The organism is Nakamurella sp. GG22 (assembly GCF_052976845.2).
In genome coordinates this window covers 44781-70962 of the sequence record NZ_JBRIIO020000018.1, presented here as the reverse complement: position 1 = coordinate 70962, position 26182 = coordinate 44781, and the positions used below count along the sequence as shown (strand labels likewise).

The following is a 26182-nucleotide window of genomic DNA, read 5'->3' as shown; positions in this document are numbered from 1 at the left end:
GCATATCCCGCAAACCACCTCGCTCCATACAGATAGGACGACACCGCGATGACCTCGACCACCGACCCGGTGACCCTCGATGGCAGCGCCGATTCCGGCGAGCAACAGCCGGGCTGGTTCGCCGCAAACGCGGCGCCCGAGTTCGGCCCCAACGACTGGTTCGTCGAGGAGAAATACCAGGAGTACCTGGCCGATCCCAGCCAAGTCGACCCCATCTGGCGGGACTTCTTCGCCCGGAGCGGGCCAGCCCGCCCGGCGCCCACCCCTGGGCCCGCGGACCGGGCCGACGACCCGCACCCGACCACCTCTGCCCGGCCGGAACACCCGGCCGGGCAGGGGTCCAATGAACCGAGCGGCCAACCAGTACCGGCACCGCAACCAACAGCGACCACCCAGCTCGACACGGTCGCGGCATCCCCCACTTCAACCCCGAAGCCCGCCGAGCCGACCGGTGTCAACGGCGTGGTCTCCACCCCGTTGCGGGGCATCGCCGCCGCGGTGGTGAAAAACATGACGGCCTCGTTGGAGGTGCCCACCGCGACGTCGGTGCGGGGCGTGCCGGCGAAACTGTTGGCGGAAAACCGGATCGTGATCAACAACTTCCTGCAGCGGAACCGCGGCGGGAAGGTCTCCTTCACCCACCTGATCGGCTACGCGATCGTGCGGGCCACCGCCGACTACCCCACCATGAACCGCAGCTTCGCCGTCACCGAGGGCAAACCCTCGGTGATCACCCCGGTCCACGTCAACCTGGGCCTGGCGATCGACCTGCCAGGAAAGGGAGGCGGGCGGAACCTGGTCGTCGTCCCGATCAAAGCCGCGGAAGCAATGAATTTCACCCAGTTCTGGAGCGCGTACGAACACGTTGTCCGGAAGTCCCGCACCGGCTCGCTAGCGGCCGAAGACTATGCCGGCACAACACTTACGCTGACCAACCCCGGCGGGATCGGCACCAATCACTCCGTGCCCCGGCTGATGACCGGGCAGAGCGCCATCATCGGCGTCGGCGCTTTGGAGTACCCGGCCGAATTCCAGGGCGCCAGCGAACAGACGCTCTCCGACCTGGGTGTCAGCAAGATCATCACGCTGACCTCGACGTATGACCATCGGATCATTCAGGGCGCCGAGTCCGGTGAGTTCCTCAAACGGATCCACCAGCTACTGCTGGGTGAGAACTTCTTCTACGACGGTATCTTTGCCTCCCTGCGGATCCCGTACGAGCCGGTCCGGTGGGTGCAGGACCTCGACCACGGGCGCGCCGGCGCCGTCGACAAAACCGCCCGTGTGCTGGGCATGATTGATGCGTACCGCAGCCGCGGGCACCTGATGGCTGACACCGACCCGCTGAACTACCGGCAGCGCCGGCACCCGGACCTCGACGTCCTCACCCACGGACTGACCCTCTGGGACCTGGACCGAGATTTCCCGGTCGGCGGGTTCAACGGAGAACAGTTCATGAAACTCCGCGACGTCCTGGGAGTGCTCCGCGGTTCCTACTGCCGCACCGTGGGGGTCGAGTACATGCACATCATCGACCCGGAGCAGCGTGAGTGGTTGCAGCGCCGGGTCGAGGTGCTCCGGGACAAACCCACCGTCGACGAGCAGAAGTACATCCTCGGCCGGCTCAACCGGGCCGAAGCCTTCGAGACGTTTCTTCAGACCAAATACATCGGTCAGAAGCGATTCTCCTTGGAAGGCGGGGAAACCGTCATCGCCCTCCTCGACGCCGCCCTGGCCCAGGCGACCGCATCGGGCACGGACGAGGTTGTCATCGGGATGGCCCACCGCGGCCGGCTCAACGTTCTGGCCAACATCGTCGGCAAACCGTACACGCAGATCTTCCGGGAGTTCGAGGGCAACATGGACCCTAGGCAGAGCCAGGGATCCGGGGACGTCAAATACCACCTGGGCGCGGAGGGCACCTACACCCCGCCGGCCGGTAGCGGCCGATCCCTGGATGTCACGCTGGTCGCGAACCCCTCGCACCTCGAAGTTGTCGACCCGGTGCTGGAAGGCGTGACCCGTGCCAAGCAGGACCTGCGTGACCTCGGTGAGGAAGGATTCACCGTCCTGCCCATTGCGATCCATGGCGACGCCGCATTTGCAGGCCAAGGCGTCGTCGCCGAAACCCTCCAGCTGTCACAGCTACGGGGGTACCGCACCGGCGGCACCGTGCACGTGATCATCAACAACCAGGTCGGATTCACCACCGCCCCGGACGCCTCCCGGTCCAGCGACTACTGCACCGACGTCGCGAAAATGGTTCAGGCACCGATCTTCCACGTCAACGGCGACGACCCGGAAGCCTCCTGCTGGATCGCCCGGCTGGCCGTCGAATACCGGCAAACCTTCGGCCGGGATGTCGTCATCGACCTGATTTGCTACCGCCGCCGCGGGCACAACGAAGGCGACGACCCGTCCATGACCAACCCCCTCATGTATCAGATCATCGACACCAAACGCTCCGTACGCCGGCTCTACACCGAAGCCCTCATCGGCCGCGGCGACCTCACCGGCGAGGAAGCCGAAGAATCCATGCGCGACTACCAGCAGCAACTGGATCTAGTCTTCAGAGAGGTCCACGCCCTGGAGAAGGCCACCCCAACCCCGTCGCCGTCGGTGGAAACCCGGCAGGTCCTGAACCTGGCCACCGACACAACCGTGCCGGAAGACACCCTGCACCGCATCGCCGACGCTGCCCTGCACCAGCCCGCCGGATTCACCCCCCACCCCAGGGTGCAGAGCCTCGTCGAGCGACGCGCCCACGCAGCCCGCCACGGCAACATCGACTGGGCATTCGCCGAACTCCTCGCCCTCGGATCAATCGCCATGGGCGGCCGGTTGGTCCGCCTTACCGGACAGGACAGCCGCCGCGGCACCTTCTCACAACGGCACTCCGTGCTGGTCGATCATCGCACCGGAACGGACTACCAACCGCTGCAGCACCTGTCCGACGACCAAGGCCGGGTGCTGATCTACGACTCCGCGCTCACCGAATACGCCGCCCTCGGTTTCGAGTACGGCTACTCCGTCGCGAACCGGGAGGCGCTGGTGCTGTGGGAAGCCCAATTTGGTGACTTCGTCAACGGCGCACAATCGGTCATCGACGAATACCTGTCCTCCGGAGAAGCCAAATGGGGCCAGCAATCAGGGGTTGTCCTGCTGCTCCCGCACGGCCATGAAGGACAAGGACCCGACCACACCTCGGCGCGCATCGAACGGTTCCTACAACTGTGCGCCGAAAACTCGATGACCGTCGCCGTCCCAACCACCCCGGCCAACTACTTCCACCTGCTCCGCAGGCACGCCCTGGACGTTGTGCACCGGCCGATGATCGTGTTCACCCCAAAATCCATGCTCCGCAACAAGGCCGCCGTCTCCCCAGTCGCCGAATTCACCAGCGGGGCCTTCCAATCCATCATCGACGACCACACCGCGGACCCGGAAAACGTCACCACCGTGCTGTTGACCAGCGGCAAGTTGTACTACGAACTGGACGCCCACCGCCAACGCACCAACAACACCACCACCGCCATCGTCCGATTGGAGAAGCTCTACCCCGTCCCGCAACGACGGCTCGGCGTCATCCTCGACCGCTACCCCCACGCGACCGACATCCGATGGGTCCAGGAAGAAGCCGCCAACCAGGGCGCCTGGCCGTTCCTTGGCCTCGCACTACCCGAACTCATGCCCAGACTGACCGGCATCAATAGGATCTCCCGGCGGGCGATGGCAGCACCATCCGCCGGATCCGCCCGGGTCCATGACGTCGAACAAGCTGCCGTCATCACCGCCGCCTTCGCCCCGGTCAACCCATGAACGCATCTCTCCCGGAATCCAAATCCTGATGGGCGCGGGCCTCAACGCGACCGAATGATCTTAGGTTCGCTGTACCTCAGGTGACCATTCAGAGGCTCCCGGAAGGTCGTTAGCCGTTGCGACACTGCCCTGCGTGCGCGCCGTTGACGAACACCGTCGCGTCGCGGTGGACGGCCAGCTCGAGCGCTCCGCAGACTGGGACGCGTGGATGGCCGAAACCAAGGAACTGACTACAGGCTTTCTCACGAAATACGACCGTCTTCTCGAATTGGGTTCACCCCACGCTGTAGCAGTCCTACAAGAAACCCTCGAACATGAGCGCGCGGTGCACAAGTATGCAGAACAACGACTGCTCGGGCACAGGGATCAGGCCGCACGAGGCATCGTTGATCACCTTCAAAAGTGGCGCGTCTCCTCAAAGGCATGACCGCGCCACGCTTCCTGCCCGGCCGAATGGCTATACCCGCAATGAGTGAGCCTCGATCTTTCGCGTCTCTGGTGATCAGGGTGTTCACGGCTTAAGACCATCTCGGGTGGGCTACGCGCGCTCTCCGTGGATGGCGGCGCCGGGACGCGACTTGAGCTTCCCCGTCGACGCGCCCTGGCGGATCGCCCGCCTATGGCCAGATGCCCAATTCATCATCGACGACGCTCGCCGTTAGTCGCGTACATCGGCTCCGTACTTGCGCCTTCAGTACGAACCGCGGTGAACAGCCGTTGTCAGGCGGTTGAACCGCCCCGGAGTGTCCGGAGGCTGTCTCAAACGGTCAGCCCGGCCGGCGGCTGAGCTGTGTGGTGAGCGTAGAAGGCTTCCTCGAGCTCTGCCGGTGGGATGTCGCCGCAGTACTCGTAGAGCCGGCTGTGGTTGAACCAGTCGACCCACTCGGCGGTGGCGTACTCGACCTGTTCCAGGGTCCGCCATGGCCCGCGGGGTTTGATGACTTCGGTCTTGAACAGCCCGTTGATCGTCTCGGCGAGCGCATTATCGAACGAGTCCCCGACGGAGCCGACGGAGCCGGCGATCCCGGCCTGTTCTAGGCGCTCGGAGTACCGAATCGCTGTGTACTGCGACCCGCGATCGCTATGCGCCACAACGCTTGTCAAATCCGCACGGGCTCGTCCCCGGGTCCAGATCGCCTGCTCCAGAGCATCGAGCACCAACTGCGTCGACATCGTCGACCCGGTCCGCCAGCCCAGGATGCGGCGGGCGTAGGCGTCGATCACGAATGCCACATACACCCATCCGGACCACGTCGAGACGTAGACATCCCACGCGAGTCAGGTGTCAAGCAGCGATCGGGGCGGCCTCGGTTTTGGGCTTGGGCCAGGCGGCTGCGTCGTCCCAGGGCTCTTGGTGTTGAAGGCACCACCAGAGTCGGCCGAGGAGCTTGTTGGCCAGGTTGCGCAGGGCGGCGTTGTGGCTGTCGCCGGCGGCTCTTCTTTTGTCGTAGTGCGCTCGGGCGCCGACGGACCTGGTGAGCATCGCGAACGCCCACCAGTGACAGGCATCGCCGAGGCGTCGGTTGCGGACCTTGCGTGCTTTGACGAAGTGGGAGCGGCCGGAGGCGCGGGTGACCGGTGCGGTGCCGGCGAAGGCGCGCAGCCCGTTCGCGGTGGCGAATCGGGCTGGATCGTCGCCGATCTCGGCCAGCACCCGGGCGGCCAAGAGCGGCCCGAGACCGGGAGCGGACCTCAGCACCGGGGCGAGCGGGTGGTTGTCGAACTCAGCCGACAGCGCCTGTTCCAGGTCGTCGACGCCGTCGAGCATCACGGTGATGATGCGTATCAGCGACGCGACGGTTCGGCCGAGCGCGGCCTCGACCTGCGGGGGCTGCCGTAACGCCGGCGTCTTCAGACCGGAGATGATCGCCTCGACCAGGGCGGGATCGTTGCGTCGCCCGCAGCGATGCAGCAGGACAACGACCCGACGGGGCGTGAGTTTCAGTCCTTGGGCCGGAGTGGGGGCAGCGGTCAGAACGGCCATCGCCGCGCGGTGCTTCAGGTTTGGAAACACCTGCAGCGCTTGAGGGTAGAACTCCAACAGCACCGATCGGAGGCGGTTGATGGTCTGATGCAGCGCCCAGATCCCCTCCTGGTGCTGACGGGCCAACGCCTTCACCGCCAGAGCGTTGTCGGTGATCGCTGGCATCGGCCGATGCTGATGCCGATCGGTGCGCAGGACGTCGGCCAGGATCGCCGCGTCACCCGGATCGGACTTCTTCCCCGACTGTCCATACCGTTCCCGATACCGCGCCACCGCCCGCGGGTTGATCGGATAGACGACGAAGCCGGCGGCCCGCAGCGCGGAAACGATCAGGTTCTTGTCTGTTTCGATGGCCACCGGGACGGCCGGCGGGTTGTCGGTGTGCTCGGCGAGCAACGTCATCAGCTCACCGAAGCCGGCCACGCCGGTGGTGATCCTTCGTCTGCCGATTACCCGGCCCGATTCGTCGACAACAGCGACGTCGTGGTGCTTCTCCGCCCAATCGATCCCGCAGGTGATTCCCAATTCGCTCTCCCGTTCGCTCGTCGATCCCTTCGCGGTTGAGCCCGAGGGTGCGTGCGGCGACCTAATGGAAGCGCTCGACGGCGCGGCATCTCACCAGCCGATCACGTACCCGGCGACTGGCGGGGCCACCGTCTACGTTCAGACCTCGACGGCCGGTTCAGACAAGGGAGTGGACACCCTCCAGCGGCTCACCACCACCATGCCCCCCGGCCTGGGCCGGTGATATCTCAGGGGCCCCCGCCAGTTCACCACGGGCACCAGGTCAGGGGACCCGGCCCTCCCATTACGTGATGTCGGCAACCCACAACCGGTCCGGGGCCAGCGGCTGGAAGTTCCGCAACACCAGATCACGGGCCCGTTCCGCGGCGGGATCGGCGATCGTGGTGCGTTTGACCACCCCGCGGCGAACGCCGACCAGACCCATCCGGGCCATCAGCCGCTCCACCGTGCAGCGGGCCACCGGGATCCCTTCGCGGTTCAGCTGCAACCACACCTTCCGCGCGCCATACACGGCGAAGTTCTGCTCGTGGACCCGGCGGATCTGCGGTTTCAGGTCCTCGTCGCGGAGCTCACGACGACCGGGCCGGCGCACCACGGTCTCGTAATAGGTCGATGGGGCGACCTTCACGCCGTACTCGGTGAGCACCGCGCAGATCGACTCGACACCCCACCGCAAACCATCACCGACACGACAGTCTTTGTTCTCGTTGATGAATCGGACGATCACCGCTGTGGCCGGTCGAGTTCGGCCGCGAAGAAAACCGAGGCGGCTTTGAGGATGGCGTTGGCCCGTTTCAGCTCGGCGACCTCACGCTTGAGCCGGCGGACCTCCACCGATTCCTCCGACGACATGCCCTGCCGGGCACCCGCGTCGACTTCTGCCTGACGTACCCACTTGCGGACCGTCTCCGCCGTTCCAACCCCGAGGAGCTCAGCGACCCGGCCCATCGCCGCCCACTCCGACTCCTGTTCCGGCATGATCTCGGCGACCATCCGAACCGCCCGCTCTTTCAGCTCAGGCGGATACCTCCTGGTGCTGTTCCCTGGCATGACTCCAACCTTCCCAAGGTTCGAAGTCTCCGGACACACTCCGGGGCGGTTCAGGTTGCTCAGGGCCAGTCTTTCGGTAGCCGCTGGGCGGTGCGTCGGGCGAAGCGGGTGAACCGTGCGACGAAGTTGATCATCAGGTAGCCAGGGAATGTCGCGGTGACGTCCTTGACGTCGAACCGATCGGCCAGCAGCCGGCGGCGCGGGTCACGTCGCAAGCCATCGCGGCCAGCATAATCCACACCGAATTGGCGGCGAAAGTCTGAACCGGTCACGGGGCGGCCATGTCGTGACAGCACCCCACCTGCGGGGGACAATCAGGGACCTCGCAGGTTCACCACCGTCGTGACACGATCAGCAGGCCCATGGACATACATCACCTCCGGTATTTCGTCGCAGTGGCCACGACCGGCTCCTTCGTGCGTGCCGCTGACCAGCTGGGTGTCTCCGCGTCGCCGCTCAACCGACGCATCCGCGACCTCGAGCGCTACATGGGTGGCCCGCTGTTCAACCGCGGCACCCAGCCGCTGACACTCACACACGCCGGACACCAGTTGCTGCCGCTCGCCGATCAGGTCATCGCAGACATGTCATTGATCGAGTCGGCCAGGGGTCGCCTCAGTGGTACCCGACCGTTGTCCGTCGGGCTCGTGCCCACGGTCCCGCTGCACATCACCCGCCTCATCGACCACGCCGTCGAGGCGGAGCGCCCGGGGACCGTCGTGGACTACCGGCCGGGCTCGTCGGTGCAGCACACCGACGCCGTACTCGCCGGGACCATGGACCTGGCCACCGTTAGGGTCGTCGACACCGACCCTCGGCTCGGACGTTCGACGCTGGTCCGCGAGCCGCTGTCCCTCGTGACGACACCCCGGTTACGGCATCGATTCGCCAGTGACGGCACGCCGACCGATCTCTCCGGCCTGCAGTTCGTCACGAGCTACCCCCCGAAACTGGTCGACGATCTGAGCGTTTACCTACACGAGGTCAACTGCACCGACATCCGAGTCGTGGCCGGCGCAGACGCCCATGCCCTTCTCGCGCTTGTCAGCCACGGTGCGGCGTTCACCTGCGTGGCGGATGCGACGTCCGCAGAAAACGCCGCACGTCTGGCCGACCTGGGGTTGTCGCTGCTGCCTCCGTTCCGGCCGGTGTATGCGACGACGAGCCTGATCTGGCCCCGGCGACGGTCTGACCTGAGCGGTATCGTCAAGCGGATTCTACGAGCGACAACGGCGTCGGTCGAGGACCATTCTGGTCCGCCGTAGCGATCAACTTGATCCTGGCCCCTCGGGCCGCTGTTTCTTAGTCTTCGGGTACAGGGAGTCGCCCCGCCGAACGGGCACGACATCGCGGCCCACCCAACGGAGCGCAGCCATATGACAGGTGCAGCAACCACTTTCGACGCGCGGCGGACATCGCGGGACCATCCTCAGGTCGGCATGTTGTGGGCCCCGAACTCGCCGCCCTCCAGGTAAATCCATTGCGCGTCGAGGGCGACACTAAGAGCACTCGACGCGCTCATCGTCTGGCGCTCCTGAATCGAACCGCGCCACCGCCGGCTCACCCCCGCCGGTGCGGTGCCGCGTGCCTCCCGCACGTCCTGACAACGTCGTAAGGATGCTCATGGACCCCCACAAAGACACGACAGCTACCGTGCCGGCCGGCGCGGACCGAACCCGCCGATCGGCGGCCGTCGGGGCACGCATCGACCGGCTGCCGAGGGTTGGCCTGCCGACTGTTGCGAGCGCCGTGCTGCTCTTCACCTTCTTCTTCGCAAACTACGACATCGGCGTCGTCAGCATCACGTTGCCGTCGTTGTCCGCCGATCTCGATCTCAAAGTGACGGACCTGTCCTGGCCGGTCACCCTGAACCTCATTGGCTACGCGGTGGGCGCCTACGCACTCGGGCACATCGCCGACCGACGGGGCCGACTGGTCGGTCTCCGCGGCACCATCGTCGTCCTGGGCATCGGTGGACTCCTGACCGCGCTTTCATGGGACGTGTGGTCCTTCGCCGTCTTCCGCTTCATCTGCGGCTGTGGCATGGGCGCGGTCCTGGCCCTGGCCTCGGCCTACATCGGCGAGATCGCACCGCGGGACAAGCGGGGCCGCTACCTGACACTCATCTATCTGGCACAGGCCCTCTTGATCAGCGTCGTCGGTTTCGGCTCGCTCCCGGTGCTCGACCTCGGCCCCGTCGGCTGGCGCATTCTGATCGGCTTCGGCGCGTTAGTTCTGCTCGTGCTACCGGGTTTCACCGATCGCTGTGTACCCGAATCGCCACGCTGGCTCGCCGGGCACGGCGATCTCGATCGTGCCGAGCGGATCACCGCCGAGATGGAGCGGCGAGCCTATCGGGACGGGGCAGTCCCGGTCCTTCGGACGGCCGACGTCGTGGCCGAAGCGCCGATCGACGATCATCACAGCCCCCTGCGTTCACTGCTCCGCGGGCCGCTGCTCCGCCGGGTGCTGCTGATCTCGTCGTTCTGGTTCTTCTTCTACATCGGGTTCTACGCCTTCTCCTCCTATCAGCCGCTCCTGCTCGAGGGACTCGGCGTCGAACGATCCCAGGCCCTCTGGTTGACCGTTGTCGGGCGCGTCTCTGGTGTCTTGTCGTGTCTCATCCTGCTCGGCCTGATCGAACGCTTCGAGCGCCGCACGATCATCGTGATCAGTTCGCTTGCCATCATCGCGAGCTTCGGGCTACTGATCATCGGCGAAGGAGGGTTCATTTTCGTCGTGGCCAACCTTCTGTTCACCTTCGCCCTCGGAATTCTCGTTCCTCCCGCTTTCACCTACACCGCGGAGATCTTCCCGACCCGCAGCCGCGGTACGGCGGCGGCCATTGGTGACGGCGTGGGCCACCTGGGCGGTGCTGTCGCGCCGTTCATCGTGTTGCCCGTACTCGCCGCTTTCGGCGCCGAATGGGCGATGCTCGTGCTCTCCGCATCGATACTGATCGCGACCGTGTCAGTGGCGTTCGGTCCACGCACCCGGCAGCGCGCACTCACCGAGATCGCCCACTGAGATGCCTCCGCCGACGGCTCAGCTCCGCGCAGCCGATGGAGACCGGCGGGACGTCGGCCGGCCGGGAGTAAGTCACGAGGCACGCCCACCCTGAACACAGTGCCTGCGGCGATGCGCTTGTGGTGGCGCAGCGTACGACGGACAGGTGAAGCGTTCAGGTGCAGCGCCGAGGCTGCCCCGGCGACGTTGCCTTCGTGGAACACAGCCACCCGTCCCGTTTGACTGCGACTGATCGATGAACCAGAAAGTAGCCCATGCCTCAATCGCCGAACCCTTTCCCCGTCCAGATCGGCGGTCAGGGAACCGTTGTCGCCGAGCTCCACGACCACGTCCTGCTCATCTCGCTCAACCGGCCGCAGGCCCGGAACGCCGTCAACGTGCCGCTGTCCATCGGGGTCGGCGACGCGCTCGATTTCGCCGAGAACACCGCTGACGTGCGGGCGGTCATCCTCACCGGCGCCGGGGATACGGCGTTCTGCGCAGGCGCGGACCTCAAGGAGGCTGCCGCAGGGCAGTTGTCGGGAACCGACCAGCGCCTGGCGCGGTGGGGCTTCGCCGGTTATGTGAGCCACGCGATCTCCAAGCCCACGATCGCCGCCGTCAACGGTTTCGCCCTCGGCGGTGGTACCGAGATCGTGCTCGCCAGCGACCTCGCCGTTGCTGTCGACACAGCCGTCTTCGGGCTGCCGGAGGTCACCCGCGGCATCTTCGCCGGTGCTGGCGGCGCCTTTCGACTTCCCCGGCAGATCCCCGAGAAGATCGCCATGGAGGCGATCCTCACCGGGAATCCGATGCCCGCGGCGCAGGCCCTGGCGTTGGGCCTGGTGAACCGGGTGGTACCCGGGTCGGAGCTGCTCGCCACCGCGTTCACGCTCGCGGACGCCATCAGCGCGAACGCCCCGCTGGCGGTACAGACGAGCAAGCGGATAGCCCGGGGTATCACGGACGCTCACGTCGCCGTTGAGGACCAGGACTGGGCCCGCAGCGCTGCCGAGGGTGCCCTGCTGATGCGCAGCGCCGACGCCATGGAGGGGATGCGGGCGTTTACAGACAAGCGCGCACCCCGCTGGCAGGGACGCTGACGTGACCGTCGCGACCAGCGCCGCTCAGCGACGGGCCTTCGACGACGGCAGCCTGCCGCAGCTAGAGCGGATCCGTGACAACGTCTGGGCTCTCGCGACGCCCATGCCCGGCGGCGTGATGGGACTGCGGTACACGCTGACCTATCTGCTGCGCAGCACAGACGGCCATGTTCACGTGGTCGATCCCGGCTGGGATTCCGACGACAACGCCGCGCTGCTCGCCGCCGCATTGGACCGGGTGGGCGGTCCGCTCGGATCGATCATCGTCACGCATCTGCACCCCGATCACTTGGCGATGGCGCCACGGCTGCGGGAGCACTGCGGAGCACCGATCGTGATGCACGAGAAGGAGGTCGTAGCCCTCGGATCCATGCTCGAGGACCAGCCCGTCGAATTGGAGGGCTGGGGCGTCCCGCCGGGCCGCCGACCAGAACTCGACGTGCCGGCCCGCTCGCGCGAGGCGTACCGACCGGTCAACGCCGATCTGGTCATCCACGGTGCTGTCGACGCCCTGTCCTATCCAGGGTTGCCCGTCGAGGTCCTGCACACGCCCGGCCACACCACCGGCCACATCTGCTTGCGACTGCCCACCGAAAACCTCCTGCTGACCGGCGACCACGTCCTACCGGCCAGCTATCCGGGTCTGGGCCTCGGCGGCCCGTCGGACACCAACCCGATCGCCGACCATCTCGAGAGCCTCGCCCTGCTGACCCGTTTCGACGACCACGAGGTGTTACCGGGGCACCAGTACCGCTTCACCGGGCTCGCCGAACGCATCGGCACGGTCACAGGCCACCACGCACGGCGCACCTCGGAGGTCCGAGCCGTGATCGGCGCCGATCCCGCCGCGGCCGTCTACCAGGTCGCCGCCGCACTGACCTGGTCGCGCGGCTGGGAGGAAATGCGGGGCTTCCTGCTGTATTCCGCGCTGGCACAAACGGCGATGCGCCTGGACCTCATTTCCACCACCACCACCACGAACACTCAACCGCTCACGATGGGACCCACCCAATGAACGCCTTCGACGACCTGGCCCCGACGACGCCCGTGCTCATCGGCGTCGGCCAGTCCAGCGACCCGCTGGACGCCCCCGACTACCACCGGTGGAGCGCAGTCGATCTGGCCGCCGCCGCCGCAGCAGCCGCGATCGCCGACGCCGGCTGCGACCCCGCCCTCATCGACACCATCGCCGGGGTGCGCCAGTTTGAGATCTCCGGGGACTTCTTCACGGCCCCCCTGGGGCGATCCGACAACTATCCGAGGTCCGTCGCCCGACGAGTCGGTGCCGATCCGCACCGCGCGGTCCTCGAGGTCGTCGGTGGTCAGTCGTCACAACATCTGGTCACCGAGTTCGCCACGGCGATCGGCCGCGGCGATGCGCAGATGGTGCTCGTCGTCGGGTCCGAGGCGATCTCCACCACCCGCGCGTGGGCCGGAAAGCCCGACGCACCCGACTTCACGGAGAACACCGATGGGGACCTCGAAGACCGTGGATACGGGATGGAAGGATTGATCGACGAGGCGCAGATCGCGCACGGTCTCACGGATGCACCGTCGCAGTACGCGTTGCTCGAGAACGCCCGACGGCGCCGGACCGGGAAGAGCCGCGCGGAGTACGCCACGGAGATGGGTGAGCTGTTCGCGCCGTTCACCACCGTCGCGGCGGCCAATCCATTCGCCGCGGCACCGGTGGAGCGTTCCGCCGCCGAACTGGTCACTGTGACCGAACGGAACCGGATGATCACCGACCCGTATCCGCGGTTCGTCGTCGCCCGTGATCAGGTGAACCAGGGTGCTGCCGTCCTGCTGAGCTCCGTCGGCGCCGCCCGCGCCGCCGGGGTTCCCGAGTCGAAATGGGTTTTCCTGCACGGCTATTCGGACCTGCGCGAACTGCCACTGCTGGAGCGGGCGGATCTCTCGACCGGACCGGCGTCGATCGCCGCCGCCCGCACCGCGCTGCAACGGACCGAGATCGGCACCGAGGACCTGTCTTTCCTAGACCTCTACAGCTGCTTCCCGATCCCGGTGCTCAACATCTGCGACGGGCTGGGGCTGTCCCACACCGACCCCCGCGGTCTGACCGTGACGGGCGGGCTCCCGTTCTTCGGCGGCGCCGGCAACAACTACTCCATGCACGGCATCGCCGAGGTCGTCGGCCGGCTGCGGAGTCAGCCGGGCACATACGGATTCGTCGGCGCGAACGGCGGCGTGATGAGCAAGTACTCGGCCGCTGTCTACTCCACGACGCCACGCGCCTGGACCGAATGGTCCGACGCCGACCGGCAGGCCGAGCTGGACGCGGTTGCCGGACCCGGCGTCTCGACATCCGCCGACGGCGAGGCGACGATCGAAACCTACACCGTCAAGTACGACAGAAGCGGCACCACCGGCATCGTCGTCGGGCGACTAGGCGACGACACCCGGTTCCTGGGAACAACTGTCCCAGGCGACGACGCGACCATGCAATTGCTTCTCAGCGACAATCCCTTCGGCGCAACGGTCTGGGTCGCCCGGCAGGGGCCTCGCAACGTTGTGGCGATAGACCGGGCGACGCTCGCGGCGCTCTCCACCTGAACGCCGCCGACATCCGTGCTCGAGGCCCGGCGAGCGCGTCGTCTGTTTGCACTCGACGCCGCTGATCATCATCGGCATTTGTTCACGCCCGAAAGGTGTTCAGTGAAGGTCGCTGCCGTACAAGGACCCCGATGACGCCGGGCTGTTTGGAAGATCGCCGCAGTCCGCCGTGAAGTACCCGGGCCGATCGACTGGGCTTTAGACGTGTCCTGCCGCGCTGACGAGAAGCCCGCCCGCAGCACCAGGGTTCGGGCGAGTTCGTGACCGACGGCTACGTCGCCGACGTGCTTGACGTCGCCGCTTGCGGGGTCGCGGGGGCGTGAACGAGCCGTGGCAGATCTAATCTCTCGCTCGGCCGCCCGGGGTCAGTCCTTGCGGTGGAAGGCAGCCACGGCGGCGGTGTCGAAATAGTGCGGCCGGAATTCGGTGAACTTCCCGTTCGGGAATCTGCGCAGCTCGACGATGAGCATCTGAAACCGCCGCCCGGACTGCTTCGACTCCAGCTCGAGCACGTCCATCGTCAAGCCGGCCTCGCCGCCCGTCCCGATCACCACATGCTCGTGCTCGTTCGGCAGCCAGTGCCACGCCGCAGAGAACTCCTTCATCAGCCGGCGGAGACCGTCGGCCCCCCGGAAGGCGCCGCTGTACGGCAGCGAGGGCGCTTCGGTGCAGACCGTGGCGTCGGTCACGATGTCGCTGATGTCCGCACCAGTCGAGACGAGTTCGGTCAGTTGGTTGAAGGCCTTTGTGATGTGCGGGTCAGGGTCCGCGCCGATGGGACGGGTCCACGCCGCGACCGGAACCGGCACATCTCGTCCAGACGAGGCGGCACCACCGGTCAGGACGGCCGTGTCGTAGTAGAGCGGGATTATTTGAATGATTCGGCCATCGGCGACCCACACCATCTCGATGACAGGCTGCTGCACCAGGATCTGACCGTCGGCCGATGTGAACCTGACATCCATCAGCGCTGCGGCGAGGTTGCCGGTGAAGAGCACCTCGGGCGGGCTCACGATCTCGGTCTGCCAGTACTCCGCGACCGCGGTCATGCGCGACTGGAACCCGTCTAGCCCGCGCCACTCGCCGCCGTACGGCAGCGAGCCCGGCTCGTGCACGACGATTTCCGGCGACAGCAGGCGCTCGATCGCCGCGGCGTCACCGCTGCTGACTGCGGCATAGAACTCCGCCACCACGTCCTGTGTGTTCGTCACGTGCACCTCCATGCGGTTCCCCCGACGTTGGCCCGCTGTGATCGTCACCGGATCCTACGAGTGACAACGGCGTCGGCCGACGACCATTCTGGTCCGCTGTAGCGATCAACTTGATCCTGGCTCCACGGGCCGCTGCTTCCTAGTCTTCGGTTACCGCGAATCGCCCGGCCGAACGGGCATGACATCGCGACCCACGCAATGGAGCGCAGCCACATGACAAGTGCAGCAACCACTTTCGACGCGCAGCAAACTTCGCGGCACCATCCGCTCGTCGCCATGTTCGAGCCACGGTCGGTGGCGATCATCGGAGCCAGCGACCGCTCCACCTGGTCCACCTACATCCACGCCGCGCTCCGGTCCATGGACTATCCCGGTCAGGCTTACTTCGTGAACCCACGCGGAGGTACCGCCCACGGCGAGCGCCTGTACCCCGATCTGGCGTCGTTGCCAGAGACGCCCGACCAGGTCTTCGTCATCATTCCCGCGGCGGCGGTCATCGCGACTGTGGCTGAGGCCGCCGCGCGTGGAGTCCGCGCCGCCGTCGTACTGACCTCCGGCTTCGCCGAGATCGGCGCGGACGGCAAAGCCGCACAGGACGCCCTACACGACATCGCAAAGAAGACAGGCATCCGCATCCTCGGACCCAACAACCTGGGATTCGCCCACCTGCACGCACGGATCGGCCTCACCCCTCCGCAGGCGGGCGCCGCTCTGTCCCGGCCCGATCGCCGTGGTCTCGCAGAGCGGAAACTTGGCCGGGCAGATCCAGACAATGGCGCGCGAATTCGACGCCGGCCTGTCGCTGATCTGCAGTACCGGCAACGAGGTCGACGTCACCGCCGGTGATGTCATCGACTACCTCGCCGAAGAGCCAAGCACAAGGCCATCGCCGTGTCCTCAAAACCATCCGCCGCCCAGCCGATTTCGAGGTCAACCCGTTGCGCGTCGACGGCGACATCGCAGAAGCACTCGACGCGCTCATCGTCTGGAACTCCTGAACCGAATCACGCGGTGACACCAGGCTGAGCGGACACCGAGAGCCGACTGCGGGCCAATGTCCAACTTCGAGTAAGTACAACAAAGAAGCACCAGCCGCGATGGCATTCTCCCACGACGCAAAGGAGCGAATGTGTCAAGAACCAGTGAACTCGAGATCACGAATGAGCGAGATTCGCGCGAGGTCCAGCGCAGCGAGGCGATCGGCAAGCTCCTGTCGCCGCGCTCGGTAGCACTCGTGGGAGCCAGCGATCGTAACGGATGGTCGGTCCTTATGGATCAGGCGCTGACCCTCTACGGCTTCGACGGCGATGTGTTCTACGTGAATCCTCGCGGCGGCACGGCGCATGGTCACGAACTCCACACCAGCCTGAGCGCGTTGCCTGTGGTGCCCGACCTCGCCTTCGTGATGGTTCCCGCGGCCGCCGTGCCCGGGGTTATCGAAGAGGCCGCATCCCTCGGCGTTCCCGCGGCGGAGATCCTCAGTTCGGGCTTCTCGGAAGTTGGGCCTGAGGGCGTCCCGCTGCAGGAGCGCGTGCGCGAGCTCGGTGAGCAGTCAGGCATGGCGATCCTCGGGCCGAACAACCTCGGCTTCGCCAACATCACCGACGGTGTCGGCTTGACGCCGACCGTGGGTACGAAGCTCCGGGCGGGGTCCGTTGCGATGATCTCCCAGAGCGGCAATCTCGCCGGTCAGATCCAGACACTCGCCCGTTCGTTCGACGTGGGACTCAGCATCGTTGCGAGCACCGGCAACGAGGTCGATGTCACAGCGGGCGAACTCGTGGACTTCCTGGTGGACCACGAGCCCACCAAGGCGATCGGAGTCTTCCTTGAGACCGTCCGTAAGCCTGAGCAGTTCGTGCGGGCGGCGCGACGGGCTCACACCGCCGGTAAGCCGGTCGTGGTACTGAAAGCGGGTCGCAGCGAGGCCGCTGCCCGCTCCGCTATGGCACATACGGGATCATTGGTCGGCGACGACGCGATCATCGAGGCAGCGCTCACAGCCGCGGGCGTGATCCGCGTCGAGACGCTGGAGGACCTCATCGCGGTAGCGGATGTCTTCACGAAGGCCGGTGCCATCGGCGGTCGCCGGCTCGGGGTCGTGTCGATCTCCGGAGGAGCGGGAGACATCGCCAGCGACCTCGCCGAGCCCGCCGGCCTGCTGTTGCCCGACATCTCCGACGAGACGAAGGCCGCCCTCAAGCCGAGCCTTCCCGACTACGGCACTCCGCAGAACCCGCTGGACATGACCGGACTCATCGTCAGCCGGCCCGAGATCTTCGGTGAGGGGCTCGCGGCGCTCGGCTCAGACCCGAACCTGGACGCCGTCATCGCCATCACCGAGGCCGAGCATCAGGCAGCGGACCTCGCAGACCCGACGCTGTCCGGCCTCCTCGTGGCGGCCGACGCCTCGCCGTTGCCTGCGCTCCTGGTCACCACCACAGTGCACACCATCTCGGACCAGACGCTTGAGCTGCGTCGACAGCGGGAGATCCCCGCCGTCTCGTGGGGGCTCGATCGAGTGATCAACGCGATCGCGGCCCTCGCCCAGTGGGGGGAGCTTTCGCCGACACCGCTCGATGGGATCGTTGGGGAGGTCGACACCGACGACCTCGGCGAACGCCAGGGTGTCTGGTCGGAGTCGCGGTCGCGAGAACTCATCGCCCGCAACGGCGTGCCTGTCGCGCCGTCCAGGGTCGTTGCCAGTGGTGCAGCAGCCGCGGATGCCGCGCGGGAGATGACCGGCCCGTTCGCTTTGAAGATCGTCTCCGACGACATCCCCCACAAGTCCGACGTGGGCGGCGTGCTGTTGAACGTGCCGGCCGAACAGCTCTCGGCTCAGGTCGACGCACTTCTCGCAAACGTCGCCGAGAAGCGCCCGGATGCGCGGCTCGACGGCGTGCTGATCGGCCCCATGAGATCGGGCGGCGTTGAGCTGCTCGTCGGCGTCGTTCGTGACGCCGACTGGGGATGCGTCCTCGCCGTGGCGATGGGCGGCATCTGGACCGAGGTACTTCACGACGTGCAGCGCATCGCCTTGCCCACCACTCCGGAGACGATCCTTCGCGGTATCCGCTCGTTGCGCTCCTTCGCCCTGCTCGAAGGGGCACGCGGGACCAAGCCCGCCGATCTCGACGAACTCACAAGGGTCGTCCAGTCGATCGGCGACCTCGCCCTCGGTCTCGGGCCCGCGCTCGCGGCGCTCGAGGTCAACCCGCTCCGCGTCGACGGATCCACCGTCGAAGCGCTCGACGCGATGGTGGTCTGGCAGGACTGATTCGCGCGCCAGGCCGCCGCCGGTGTGCCTGGCATCCCCTCCCACTGGGCACTTACAAGGACGTAAGGAGAACTCCTTCATGGAAATTCGACAATAGAGCAACACCCCGACGTTCGCGTCGACGCTCACTCGCACACAGCGTGTTTCTCGCGCCAACCATCTCCTCGACGAGGCTCCGCGCGTGGGGTTCGGGGGATTCGCGACCGTCGCGCTGCTCAACACCTATCTGTTCGCGAACTACGACATAGGCGCGTCAACGACTACTGACCCACGCTCCTAGGCAAGCGGGAGGCAGCAGAGAACCCCATCGGATGGCGGGCCATCGGGAACGCCGCTCCCACAACAACAGTTTCCATTAAGACAGAAAAGAAGATAGAAAAGGAGATTCGCTATGGTAAATCCTCGCGTTGAATTGGCTCGGGAATATGGCACCCACACCATGAGCATGATGGTCACCCCGACTCTGGGATGGTACTGGCGTGAGCACCAGCTGATGGGTAACTACCTTGACACCAACTGGCTGACTCTGTACTTGTACGATGACGAAGGCAGCACCTATCAGTTCATGCGCGCCATGCAGAAGAACACGTCCGCCAAGGTGTTCATGCGGAAAACTGCTGCCGACGGCACCGTGTCCGTCATCGGCCCCCGTTACACGGGCTACATGTGGTACACCCATGACCAGGCCGGCGACGGCATCATCATGCGTTCCTATGACGACGATCCGAACACCACTTTCCGTCTGGACATCAAGCCGCAACATTATCACTATGTCGACAACGACGATATCGATGTCGAAATCGAAGCCCTTGGCCCGGGCAACTGCTTCGCAGTTCTGGGCAACCCCGATGGCCTGGACGAGACCGTTACCTACTGGGAAGAGCGCGGCCGCGTCACTGGCACCGTGTGCGGCAAGCCCGTCACCGGCTACAGCTTCTACGACCGCTGTTACCTGCAGGGCAACAAGGCATGGCACCAGGCCAAGCAGTACCTGGCCGTCCATGAAATGGACATTCCGTTCGTCACCGAATACGAAGACGGCTCCGTCATCTACGGCGACTTCAAGAACGGCGTCGACGACTACGCCATCGGTTACGTCGTCATCGACGGCAAAATTTACCATGACGACGACTACAAGATCGACATCACCTGGAACGAGGAGACCCAACACTATAAGTATGTTGACTTCGACTGCGCCGGCATCAAGCTCCGCTACACGGTCGAGTTCGATATGCCCGACCCGGAGAAGAGTCGCGCAACCATCGCCCACCTCGCCGGCAGGGTCACCATCGTCGGTGACGACCGCAAGGTTGTCCGCTACGTCGGTTGGTCCGAGTGCCGTCCGAAGTTCGCCCTCGAAGCCTCTGCCGAGACCCGTTGATCGAACGCTAAGCAATCGGACAGCATGATTTGCCCGATCCCCTAATTGATTCTTCGGCAAACCAAGCAATTGGCACCCGAGTTAGTCGGAGCCTCGGGGTATCCTCTCGCGCCCAGTTGCTTATGAGCATCTGGGCGCGAGTTCTGATCAGACACAAGGGAAGGCATTACAGCTTCTCCGAGGAAAGTATGAAAGGTGAAACACCATGAGCAAGTATCAGGGCGCCCCCGAAACTGATTGGGCGAATAAAGTAATCCTCGTCACCGGTGCCTCGAGCGGGCTCGGAAAGGTGACTGCTGAATGCTTCGCTGATGCTGCCGCACAAGTCGTCGCAATCGATCGCCGCGACAACATCCTGACGGAGTGGAAAGACGATTATGCGAACATCACCCCGTTCGTGTGCGACATCAAAGCCTACGGCCAGGTTGTCGCTCTGTTCGAGATGATCGACGAGAAGTTCGGCCGCATCGATGTGGTCGTCAACAGCGCCGGCGTTGCCGGCAAGATGGAGAACAGCCGCGTCCGCCTGCACAACTACCCCGTAGATGAGTTCGCCAACCAGGTCGTCGTGAACATCATCGGCACTTACCATGTCTCCCGCGAGGCGCTCGCCCTGATGCTGAAGACCGAAACCAGGGGCCTCATCATCAACATCGCGTCCACGGCCGCCGCCCGTGCCGTTTCCGGCGGCGGCGCTTATTCCCCCTCCAAGGCCGGCGTGGCGATGCTGACTGACCTGATCGCCAGGGAATACGCAACAAGCGGCATCCGTGCCGTTGCAGTCCACCCCGGCTTCTTCCCCAACACCGACAACTTCGCCGGTCGTCCCGCCGAGCAAATGGCCCGCTTCGCGGCCACCGGCGCCCTGGGTCGCGGCGGCAAAAACTGGGAGATTGCCGAAGTGTGCAAGTTCCTGGCATCTGACTACGCCACGTACATGACCGGTAGCCATGTCCATGTAGACGGTGGCACCCTGTGTGGAGCCAACGACGAAGTCGGCAAGCCCTGGAACAAAGAATGAGCCTAAGCATCGACGCTAAGCAGCAACCAAATATCCTCGATTAATCGTGGAGAACAGCGCCAAGTGGAGCGGTAGCGCCGTTCATCGTCCTCTCCATCCTCGCCTCGTTCGGTGCGGTGCCGGCAATCATCGCGATCATTGTCACCCTCGTCTTCGCGATCGTCTCGACGCGGTCGGGCCCAAGACGAAGGACAAGTCGGTGGTCGTACTCTCCGATTGACCACCCCGGACTTGCTCAGGAACCTCGGCTGACCTGACAGCTGCTCCGATGTGAACCCCGAGATCCACAGCCGGCGCACAGGCGCGCGGCAACATGAGAGAGGCCCCTCATGACAGAGCTCAACCCGCACACACCCGTGATCATCGGAGTCGGTCAGATCATCGACCGGCTCGGCGAGGATGCTTTAGGCCTGGTCGGTTGAAAAAACAGCCGACTGGACCGAGGTTTCCGGCAGCTGACAGCGCCCGGCCGTCGCGATTTCCGAGCGTGCTGCGCTGCGTCACCCCGCCACCCCGACTTGCGCCCTACGGCAGCGCCGACCACAGGTGACGAAGAATCCACGGTGCCGATCCTGCTGTGACAGCAGAATTTGCGAACGTTTCATGAAGAGCTCAGTTCAACTCCGATTCTCCTACGACTTCATCGGTGACGCGAAATGTGTGCAATTCTTCTGTGCCCTGTATTTCACGTCACGTTGCATGATCATTTCGGCGGACCGGGGTTCCAGTTCGAGGCAGACCGGTTTACCGGTGCAGCGAAGGCGGCGGTAATGCGCTCCTCGCAGGGTGCGATCGACCGGCTCAGCGTGCTCAGTGATGCACTGGATGGGCCGCTGGAGAACCTGCCGGTGGTCTTCCGTGCGGTGGCCGTTGATCTCGCCGGGGCGATGCCGGTGCTGCTGGGAATGACGGTGATGGTGCACGTTGACGGCACACCGGTCGTTCTGAGCAGCGTCATACCCGACAACGCCGTCCCGGTGCGGGCATCGCTGCTGCTGTCCCTGCTGCCGTTGGGAGTGGCGACCACGACGGGCAGTGTGGGCTTCTACAGCGGAACCCCGGGCGCGTTCCTCACCCTGGCCGACGGTGTTTGTTGGATCTTCAACCTCGATGGGCGCCCCGCGCTGGACGAGCACCTGCCCGCCGTGCCGGAGAACAACACCGTTCCCAGTTGCCCGAAGGCCACCCACACCTGGTGGCGCCGCCGACCGAACCCACCGGTGCCCGGGTGACTCCGGTACCCGCCTTGCCGCGCAGTGGTCAGTATTCAGTTGCCGTCGGTATTGATCAAGGCACGATCCGCACATCTTCTTCGACCGAAGCACTCGACGAGGTGGTGTGCGAGTCGGTCGCGATTGGGGTCAGCAGTGAGATCCGGCCACCAATGCACCACTCGGTGAGCACGATCGTGCCATCGCGGGTGACTGCGATCCCGTGGGGACTGTTCAACGACCCTGGGGAGAGGGCTGGTGCGATGAGGCGGTTGTCATCGATGCGGTTCGGCCAACCTGGTCGTGAGTGGTCGGAGGTCTGGGCAACACGACCCACGTTGTGGTCATTGATGTCGAAGGCTACGAGCCCGCCGTAGAGTTCGGTGACCAGCAGGTGGTCTCCGTCCATGGCAAGTCCTGAAGGACTTGTCAGCAGGTGCCCGCCGAAGGTGCGGAGAAAGCGGCCGGTGAGGTCAAAGGCTACCAACCTGGTATTGCCACGATCGGCGACCACGAGTTCAGGTGTCGGTCTGCGTCGGTCGATGATGATGCCGTGGGGGACGTCGAATTTTTTACCGGAGGCTGCGCCGTCGAGAGTGATCAGGAGATCGCCGTCGGCGGCGAAGCCGTGGACCAGGCTGTGACCGTAGCCGTCGGCCACCCAGATCATGCCGTTGCCGCCGACCATGAATTCATCCACTGCGATGGCGCAGGGCGCCCAGCCGGCCTCGGCCCGGTCTCCGATCACCGGGGGATCCAGGCGGCGGTAGGTTGTCCCGTCGCGCCCGACCTGGACAACCTGCCCTGGAATCCGCTTCTCGCCGTATAGCGGTCTGTCGGGCAGGTACTTGTGGCCGTTATCGGCGATCCAGATGCGTTCCTCACCGTCCTCCTTGACCAGTGTCACACCATGGCACTCGGTGACGTCGATCGAGACTGTGGAGGAGGAACCGCCGGCCAGCGGAGTGAATACCAGACGGTCTCCGTCGGGATGTCCGGTGATGACGGCCCAGTCGTCGGCCACTGCAACGCCGTGGTGCGCCCATGATGTGGTGGACCGGCCCTTCACTTCGAGTTCAGTCCATCGGTATTGCCGATTCGCGAATCCGAGGATGACGGAGTCGATGGCGGCGGCATCGCCGTGAAAGGCGGTCATCGGGCTGGAGCCTTCGGTCTTTGTCCGGCCGCGGCACGGCCCGGAATAGGGTTGGGTTCGTCGACGACGACAGAATGGTGTTTGGTGGGCGCCCTCGTGTTACCCGCAGCTGGCTCGACGGGGTGTTCAGGACTTAGTCCTCAGTTGAGCCACGTCCGCTTGATGGTGGTGCATAGGTGAGGGGCAGGCTCCACCACACGTACATGTTCGGCGAACTGGGGTAGAAACCGGGCTGCGCCTGCAACTGGTACTCACCTAGCAACGGCAACGCCTCCTCGGCGGCCACCTGTGCCTCCAAGCGCGCGAGCGGAGCCCCGAGGCACCCATGTAATCCCTCGCCGAACCCAAGATGCCGAAAACGACCGCGGCCCACATCGAACCTGTCAGGGTCGGGAAACTGCCGTTCGTCACGGTTTGCTGCCCCGTACACGAGCACTACCCGGCCGCCGGCAGGGATCGTTACGCCATGCAGAGTGACTTCACGGGAGGTGGTCCGGGCGGCGTGCTGCAGCGGGGTCGCGATCCGCATGGTTTCCTCCACCGTCGCTGGAACCAGGGAAGGATCAGCTAATACCCGAGCGCGCTGTTCGGGGTTCTCGGCCAGGAGCTTGAACATGGTTCCGGTGAGTCCCGCAGTCGACTCCACCCCACCAAGGAACAACACCATCATCAGGCCGAGCACCTCCGAGGCCGGAGTGATGTGTTCATCACCGAAAGGGATCCCGTTGATGTCGGCCTGCACGAGATGACTAATCAAGTCGGTGCGAGGTTCGCGGCGACGTAACTCGATCAGATCGATGAAGTATTGCCGGATCCCTTCCGTTGCGATCTTCGCCGTCTCGGTGAGCTCTGGACCACCCGGCTCTCGGCCTTTCAGTTCGTGTACCCAGCGTTCCAGTTGGTCGCGTCCTTCCTCACGGGAACTTGGTAGACCGAACAACTTAAAGAACACCTCGAACGGCATCGGCCAGGCCAATTCCTGAGCCAGGTCAACCTCGGTCCGGTCGGACCATGTAGCGATCAACTGCTGGACGACCTCACGGATTTCTCCTTCCTGCTTTCCGATCCGCCTCGGCAAGAAGAACGGTTGCACGATCTTCCTGATTTGGTCGTGGCGCGGGTTGTCCAGATTCGGTAGAAAGCCGGGTCCGCCCTGGTCTGTGTCGGTGTGATCGATGTCGATCCCTTCGAAACTTCGAAAGGTGTCCGGGTCGGTTGCCGCTGCCCGGCAGTCGTCGAAACGAGAAAGGGCCCACCATCCCCAACGCTCGCTGTAGTACACCGGGGCGTCGTCACGCAGCCATCGATAAACCTCGAAAACATCGGACTCGTAGAACCCGGGAGCGAACGGGTTGTATTCCATCGCGGTACCAGCAATCATGCCTGCCTCCATTAGCACCTGTTGGGGGCTCGAGGAGCGGGTGCCCCGGATATCCCTTGAAAAGAAAGCGCATACGGTGAATATCACCGGCTTCGGATTTCACTAGATTGGCGACTCGCTGCAATCACGACGGGAACGAGCCCGATACTCCGGATAATGCACTGGAGCGCTCTATCCAGATACTACAAGTCCACGATCAGCGAGTCAACCGACGCTGGGGTCCACTGCGAGTCGATCCGGCCGTCGGCGGATGGGCGCGATGTGTTAAACGCGGTCGACGGTCGTGCGAGGGCGGCCGGTCGAGGTACGGACGACCAGCCTAGTGGGTACTGTGACCTCTCGGGCGTCGATGTCGAGGTGTTGGACCCTGGCGATGCAACGCTCGACAGCCAGTCTGCCCAGGGTGGTGACGTCTTGGTGAACGGTGGTCAGATCAACGTGCGGCAGTTTGGCCAGGGAACTGTCGTCCCATCCCACCACCGAGATGTCCGCCGGCACAGCGACACCCGATCCGCGGAATGTTTCTAGAAGTCCTGCTGCTACTTCGTCGTTGAAGGCGGTCACGGCCGTGGGCAGGTCCCCGGAGCTCAATATTTCTCGAGCTGCTTGGACTCCCTGCTGCTGTGTGGAGCCGCCGGGAACCTCCCGCACGCGAGATTCCAGACCATGGCGCCGCATTGCCTCGCGATAGCTGCGTTGGCGGGCAACCGACACCGGTCCGCCGGGACCACCGACATGGGCGATGTCACGGTGGCCCATCTCGACCAGGTGATCGAGGATCTGTTGACCGCCCTGCTCGTCGGAGCTGCGGACCACGTCGACGGACGAGTGCCTGACTTTCCATCCGACGACCACGCAAGGGAGTCGTCCGGCCAACCTGGGTGTGCCTCCCTCCGGTCCCAGCAGAATGACTGCGTCACAACGGAAGTCGAGTAGGGTCTCCATTGCGCGCTGCTCTCCGCGGTGGGCAGTTAGTGCGGTGAGGATGACCTCGCAACCGACGTTTTCAGCTGCCTGGTACAACCCATCCAGCAGCTCCAGATGGAAGAGTCCGTAACGGCTGAAGACCACGCCGAGCAGTGGACGGCTGGTACTGGCGAGTAACCGCGCACGGGCGTCAGCTCGGTAGCCGAGCTCCTTGGCGGCCCGCATGATTCGTTCACGGGTTTCCGCCGTACCTCCCGGAGCACCTCGGAGCACGATCGAAGCCATGGCCCTCGAGACACCAGCCTGGGCGCCAACATCTTCCAAGGTGGGCCGCTTGCTGGGTCGATACAAGGGATCGTGCCTCACGAAGCCCTCCTTGCGGTCGACGCCCAAGATACCAGCTTCTTTCACACATCTAGCAGCCGCCACTAGCACCGCATCAGCACCGTCACCTTTGACTGGGATTGGTGACCATCCACTTTCGGGCATTTGCTGGCAAATCCCGGCACGATTGAGAGCCGACCTTGCGAATGAGGATGAATCAACGCCCGTCGCG

At 64.9% G+C, this 26182-nt stretch carries 19 protein-coding genes and 3 pseudogenes; 14 read left to right on the top strand and 8 right to left on the bottom strand.

Translation table 11 applies throughout. From position 1 onward, the window contains the following. The first annotated feature begins 48 nt into the window (after positions 1-48). On the top strand, positions 49-3819 hold the full coding sequence (locus ACVBEQ_RS17980; RefSeq protein ID WP_447154666.1) for a multifunctional oxoglutarate decarboxylase/oxoglutarate dehydrogenase thiamine pyrophosphate-binding subunit/dihydrolipoyllysine-residue succinyltransferase subunit: 3771 nt from the start codon (positions 49-51) through the stop codon (positions 3817-3819). A gap of 133 nt (positions 3820-3952) precedes the next feature. Continuing rightward, positions 3953-4246: a hypothetical protein gene (locus tag ACVBEQ_RS17975; RefSeq protein ID WP_447154665.1), complete on the top strand. Its 294-nt coding sequence runs from the start codon at positions 3953-3955 to the stop codon at positions 4244-4246. Between the two features lie 332 nt (positions 4247-4578). Here the strand turns inward: ACVBEQ_RS17975 and ACVBEQ_RS17970 are convergent. Both ACVBEQ_RS17970 and ACVBEQ_RS17965 read right to left on the bottom strand, forming a co-directional pair. Then, positions 4579-5082: pseudogene (locus tag ACVBEQ_RS17970) on the bottom strand (IS3 family transposase); the annotation flags it as partial. A 22-nt stretch (positions 5083-5104) separates the two neighbouring features. After that, positions 5105-6328: an IS110 family RNA-guided transposase gene (locus ACVBEQ_RS17965; RefSeq protein ID WP_447152262.1), complete on the bottom strand. Its 1224-nt coding sequence runs from the start codon at positions 6326-6328 to the stop codon at positions 5105-5107. On the opposite strand from ACVBEQ_RS17965, the gene ACVBEQ_RS17960 reads away from it, so the two are divergent. Then, the gene (locus ACVBEQ_RS17960) at positions 6318-6551 is read left to right on the top strand and encodes a hypothetical protein (protein WP_447152261.1); all 234 of its coding nucleotides are present in this window, start codon (positions 6318-6320) and stop codon (positions 6549-6551) included. The genes ACVBEQ_RS17965 and ACVBEQ_RS17960 overlap by 11 nt on opposite strands. Before the next feature lie 63 nt (positions 6552-6614). On the opposite strand, the pseudogene ACVBEQ_RS17955 reads toward ACVBEQ_RS17960, so the two are convergent. Together ACVBEQ_RS17955 and ACVBEQ_RS17950 are read right to left on the bottom strand one after the other, a co-directional pair. Continuing rightward, positions 6615-7378, bottom strand: a pseudogene (locus ACVBEQ_RS17955) (IS3 family transposase); the annotation flags it as partial. Between the two features lie 59 nt (positions 7379-7437). Continuing rightward, the gene (locus ACVBEQ_RS17950) at positions 7438-7593 is read right to left on the bottom strand and encodes a hypothetical protein (protein WP_447154664.1); all 156 of its coding nucleotides are present in this window, start codon (positions 7591-7593) and stop codon (positions 7438-7440) included. 147 nt (positions 7594-7740) lie between these two features. Here ACVBEQ_RS17950 and ACVBEQ_RS17945 point away from each other — a divergent pair, with 147 nt between their 5' ends. From ACVBEQ_RS17945 to ACVBEQ_RS17925, 5 genes are all read left to right on the top strand, one after another. Beyond that, complete coding sequence (locus tag ACVBEQ_RS17945; RefSeq protein ID WP_447154663.1) at positions 7741-8643, top strand: LysR family transcriptional regulator; 903 nt, start codon at positions 7741-7743, stop codon at positions 8641-8643. Between the two features lie 358 nt (positions 8644-9001). Continuing rightward, entirely contained in the window at positions 9002-10405 is a 1404-nt protein-coding gene (locus ACVBEQ_RS17940; RefSeq protein WP_447154662.1) for an MFS transporter, read from the top strand. A gap of 254 nt (positions 10406-10659) precedes the next feature. Beyond that, positions 10660-11487, top strand: coding sequence for an enoyl-CoA hydratase-related protein (locus tag ACVBEQ_RS17935; protein WP_447154661.1), 828 nt, complete (start codon positions 10660-10662; stop codon positions 11485-11487). Position 11488: 1 nt separating this feature from the next. After that, the gene (locus ACVBEQ_RS17930; RefSeq protein ID WP_447154660.1) at positions 11489-12502 is read left to right on the top strand and encodes an MBL fold metallo-hydrolase; all 1014 of its coding nucleotides are present in this window, start codon (positions 11489-11491) and stop codon (positions 12500-12502) included. Then, complete coding sequence (locus ACVBEQ_RS17925; RefSeq protein WP_447154659.1) at positions 12499-14061, top strand: acetyl-CoA acetyltransferase; 1563 nt, start codon at positions 12499-12501, stop codon at positions 14059-14061. The genes ACVBEQ_RS17930 and ACVBEQ_RS17925 overlap by 4 nt, the downstream gene beginning before the upstream one ends. A 365-nt stretch (positions 14062-14426) precedes the next feature. Here the strand turns inward: ACVBEQ_RS17925 and ACVBEQ_RS17920 are convergent, their stop codons facing one another. Next, complete coding sequence (locus tag ACVBEQ_RS17920; RefSeq protein WP_447154658.1) at positions 14427-15272, bottom strand: nuclear transport factor 2 family protein; 846 nt, start codon at positions 15270-15272, stop codon at positions 14427-14429. Positions 15273-15485: 213 nt separating this feature from the next. On the opposite strand from ACVBEQ_RS17920, the gene ACVBEQ_RS17915 reads away from it, so the two are divergent. From ACVBEQ_RS17915 to ACVBEQ_RS17890, 6 genes are all read left to right on the top strand, one after another. After that, a complete protein-coding gene (locus ACVBEQ_RS17915; RefSeq protein ID WP_447154657.1) occupies positions 15486-16118 on the top strand; it encodes a CoA-binding protein in 633 nt (210 codons plus the stop codon). Beyond that, positions 16045-16287, top strand: a complete 243-nt coding sequence (locus ACVBEQ_RS17910) for a hypothetical protein (protein ID WP_447154656.1) — start codon at positions 16045-16047, stop codon at positions 16285-16287. The genes ACVBEQ_RS17915 and ACVBEQ_RS17910 overlap by 74 nt, the downstream gene beginning before the upstream one ends. A gap of 114 nt (positions 16288-16401) precedes the next feature. Beyond that, positions 16402-18549 carry an acetate--CoA ligase family protein gene (locus ACVBEQ_RS17905; protein WP_447154655.1) on the top strand — a complete coding sequence of 716 codons (2148 nt, stop codon included), beginning with the start codon at positions 16402-16404 and terminating at the stop codon, positions 18547-18549. A gap of 445 nt (positions 18550-18994) precedes the next feature. After that, the gene (locus ACVBEQ_RS17900) at positions 18995-19930 is read left to right on the top strand and encodes a hypothetical protein (protein ID WP_473163188.1); all 936 of its coding nucleotides are present in this window, start codon (positions 18995-18997) and stop codon (positions 19928-19930) included. Positions 19931-20135: 205 nt separating this feature from the next. Further along, positions 20136-20951, top strand: coding sequence for an SDR family NAD(P)-dependent oxidoreductase (locus ACVBEQ_RS17895; protein ID WP_447154653.1), 816 nt, complete (start codon positions 20136-20138; stop codon positions 20949-20951). Positions 20952-21721: 770 nt separating this feature from the next. Continuing rightward, a complete protein-coding gene (locus ACVBEQ_RS17890) occupies positions 21722-22183 on the top strand; it encodes a hypothetical protein (protein ID WP_447154652.1) in 462 nt (153 codons plus the stop codon). Positions 22184-22238: 55 nt separating this feature from the next. Here ACVBEQ_RS17890 and ACVBEQ_RS17885 read toward each other — a convergent pair whose 3' ends face one another. The 3 genes and pseudogenes from ACVBEQ_RS17885 to ACVBEQ_RS17875 all read right to left on the bottom strand — a co-directional run bounded on the left by ACVBEQ_RS17885 (position 22239) and on the right by ACVBEQ_RS17875 (position 25992). Continuing rightward, complete coding sequence (locus ACVBEQ_RS17885; protein ID WP_447154651.1) at positions 22239-23318, bottom strand: NHL repeat-containing protein; 1080 nt, start codon at positions 23316-23318, stop codon at positions 22239-22241. Between the two features lie 157 nt (positions 23319-23475). Beyond that, positions 23476-24699: pseudogene (locus tag ACVBEQ_RS17880) on the bottom strand (cytochrome P450); the annotation flags it as partial. A 264-nt stretch (positions 24700-24963) separates the two neighbouring features. Beyond that, positions 24964-25992, bottom strand: coding sequence for a LacI family DNA-binding transcriptional regulator (locus tag ACVBEQ_RS17875; protein WP_447154718.1), 1029 nt, complete (start codon positions 25990-25992; stop codon positions 24964-24966). Between the last annotated feature and the right edge of the window lie 190 nt (positions 25993-26182).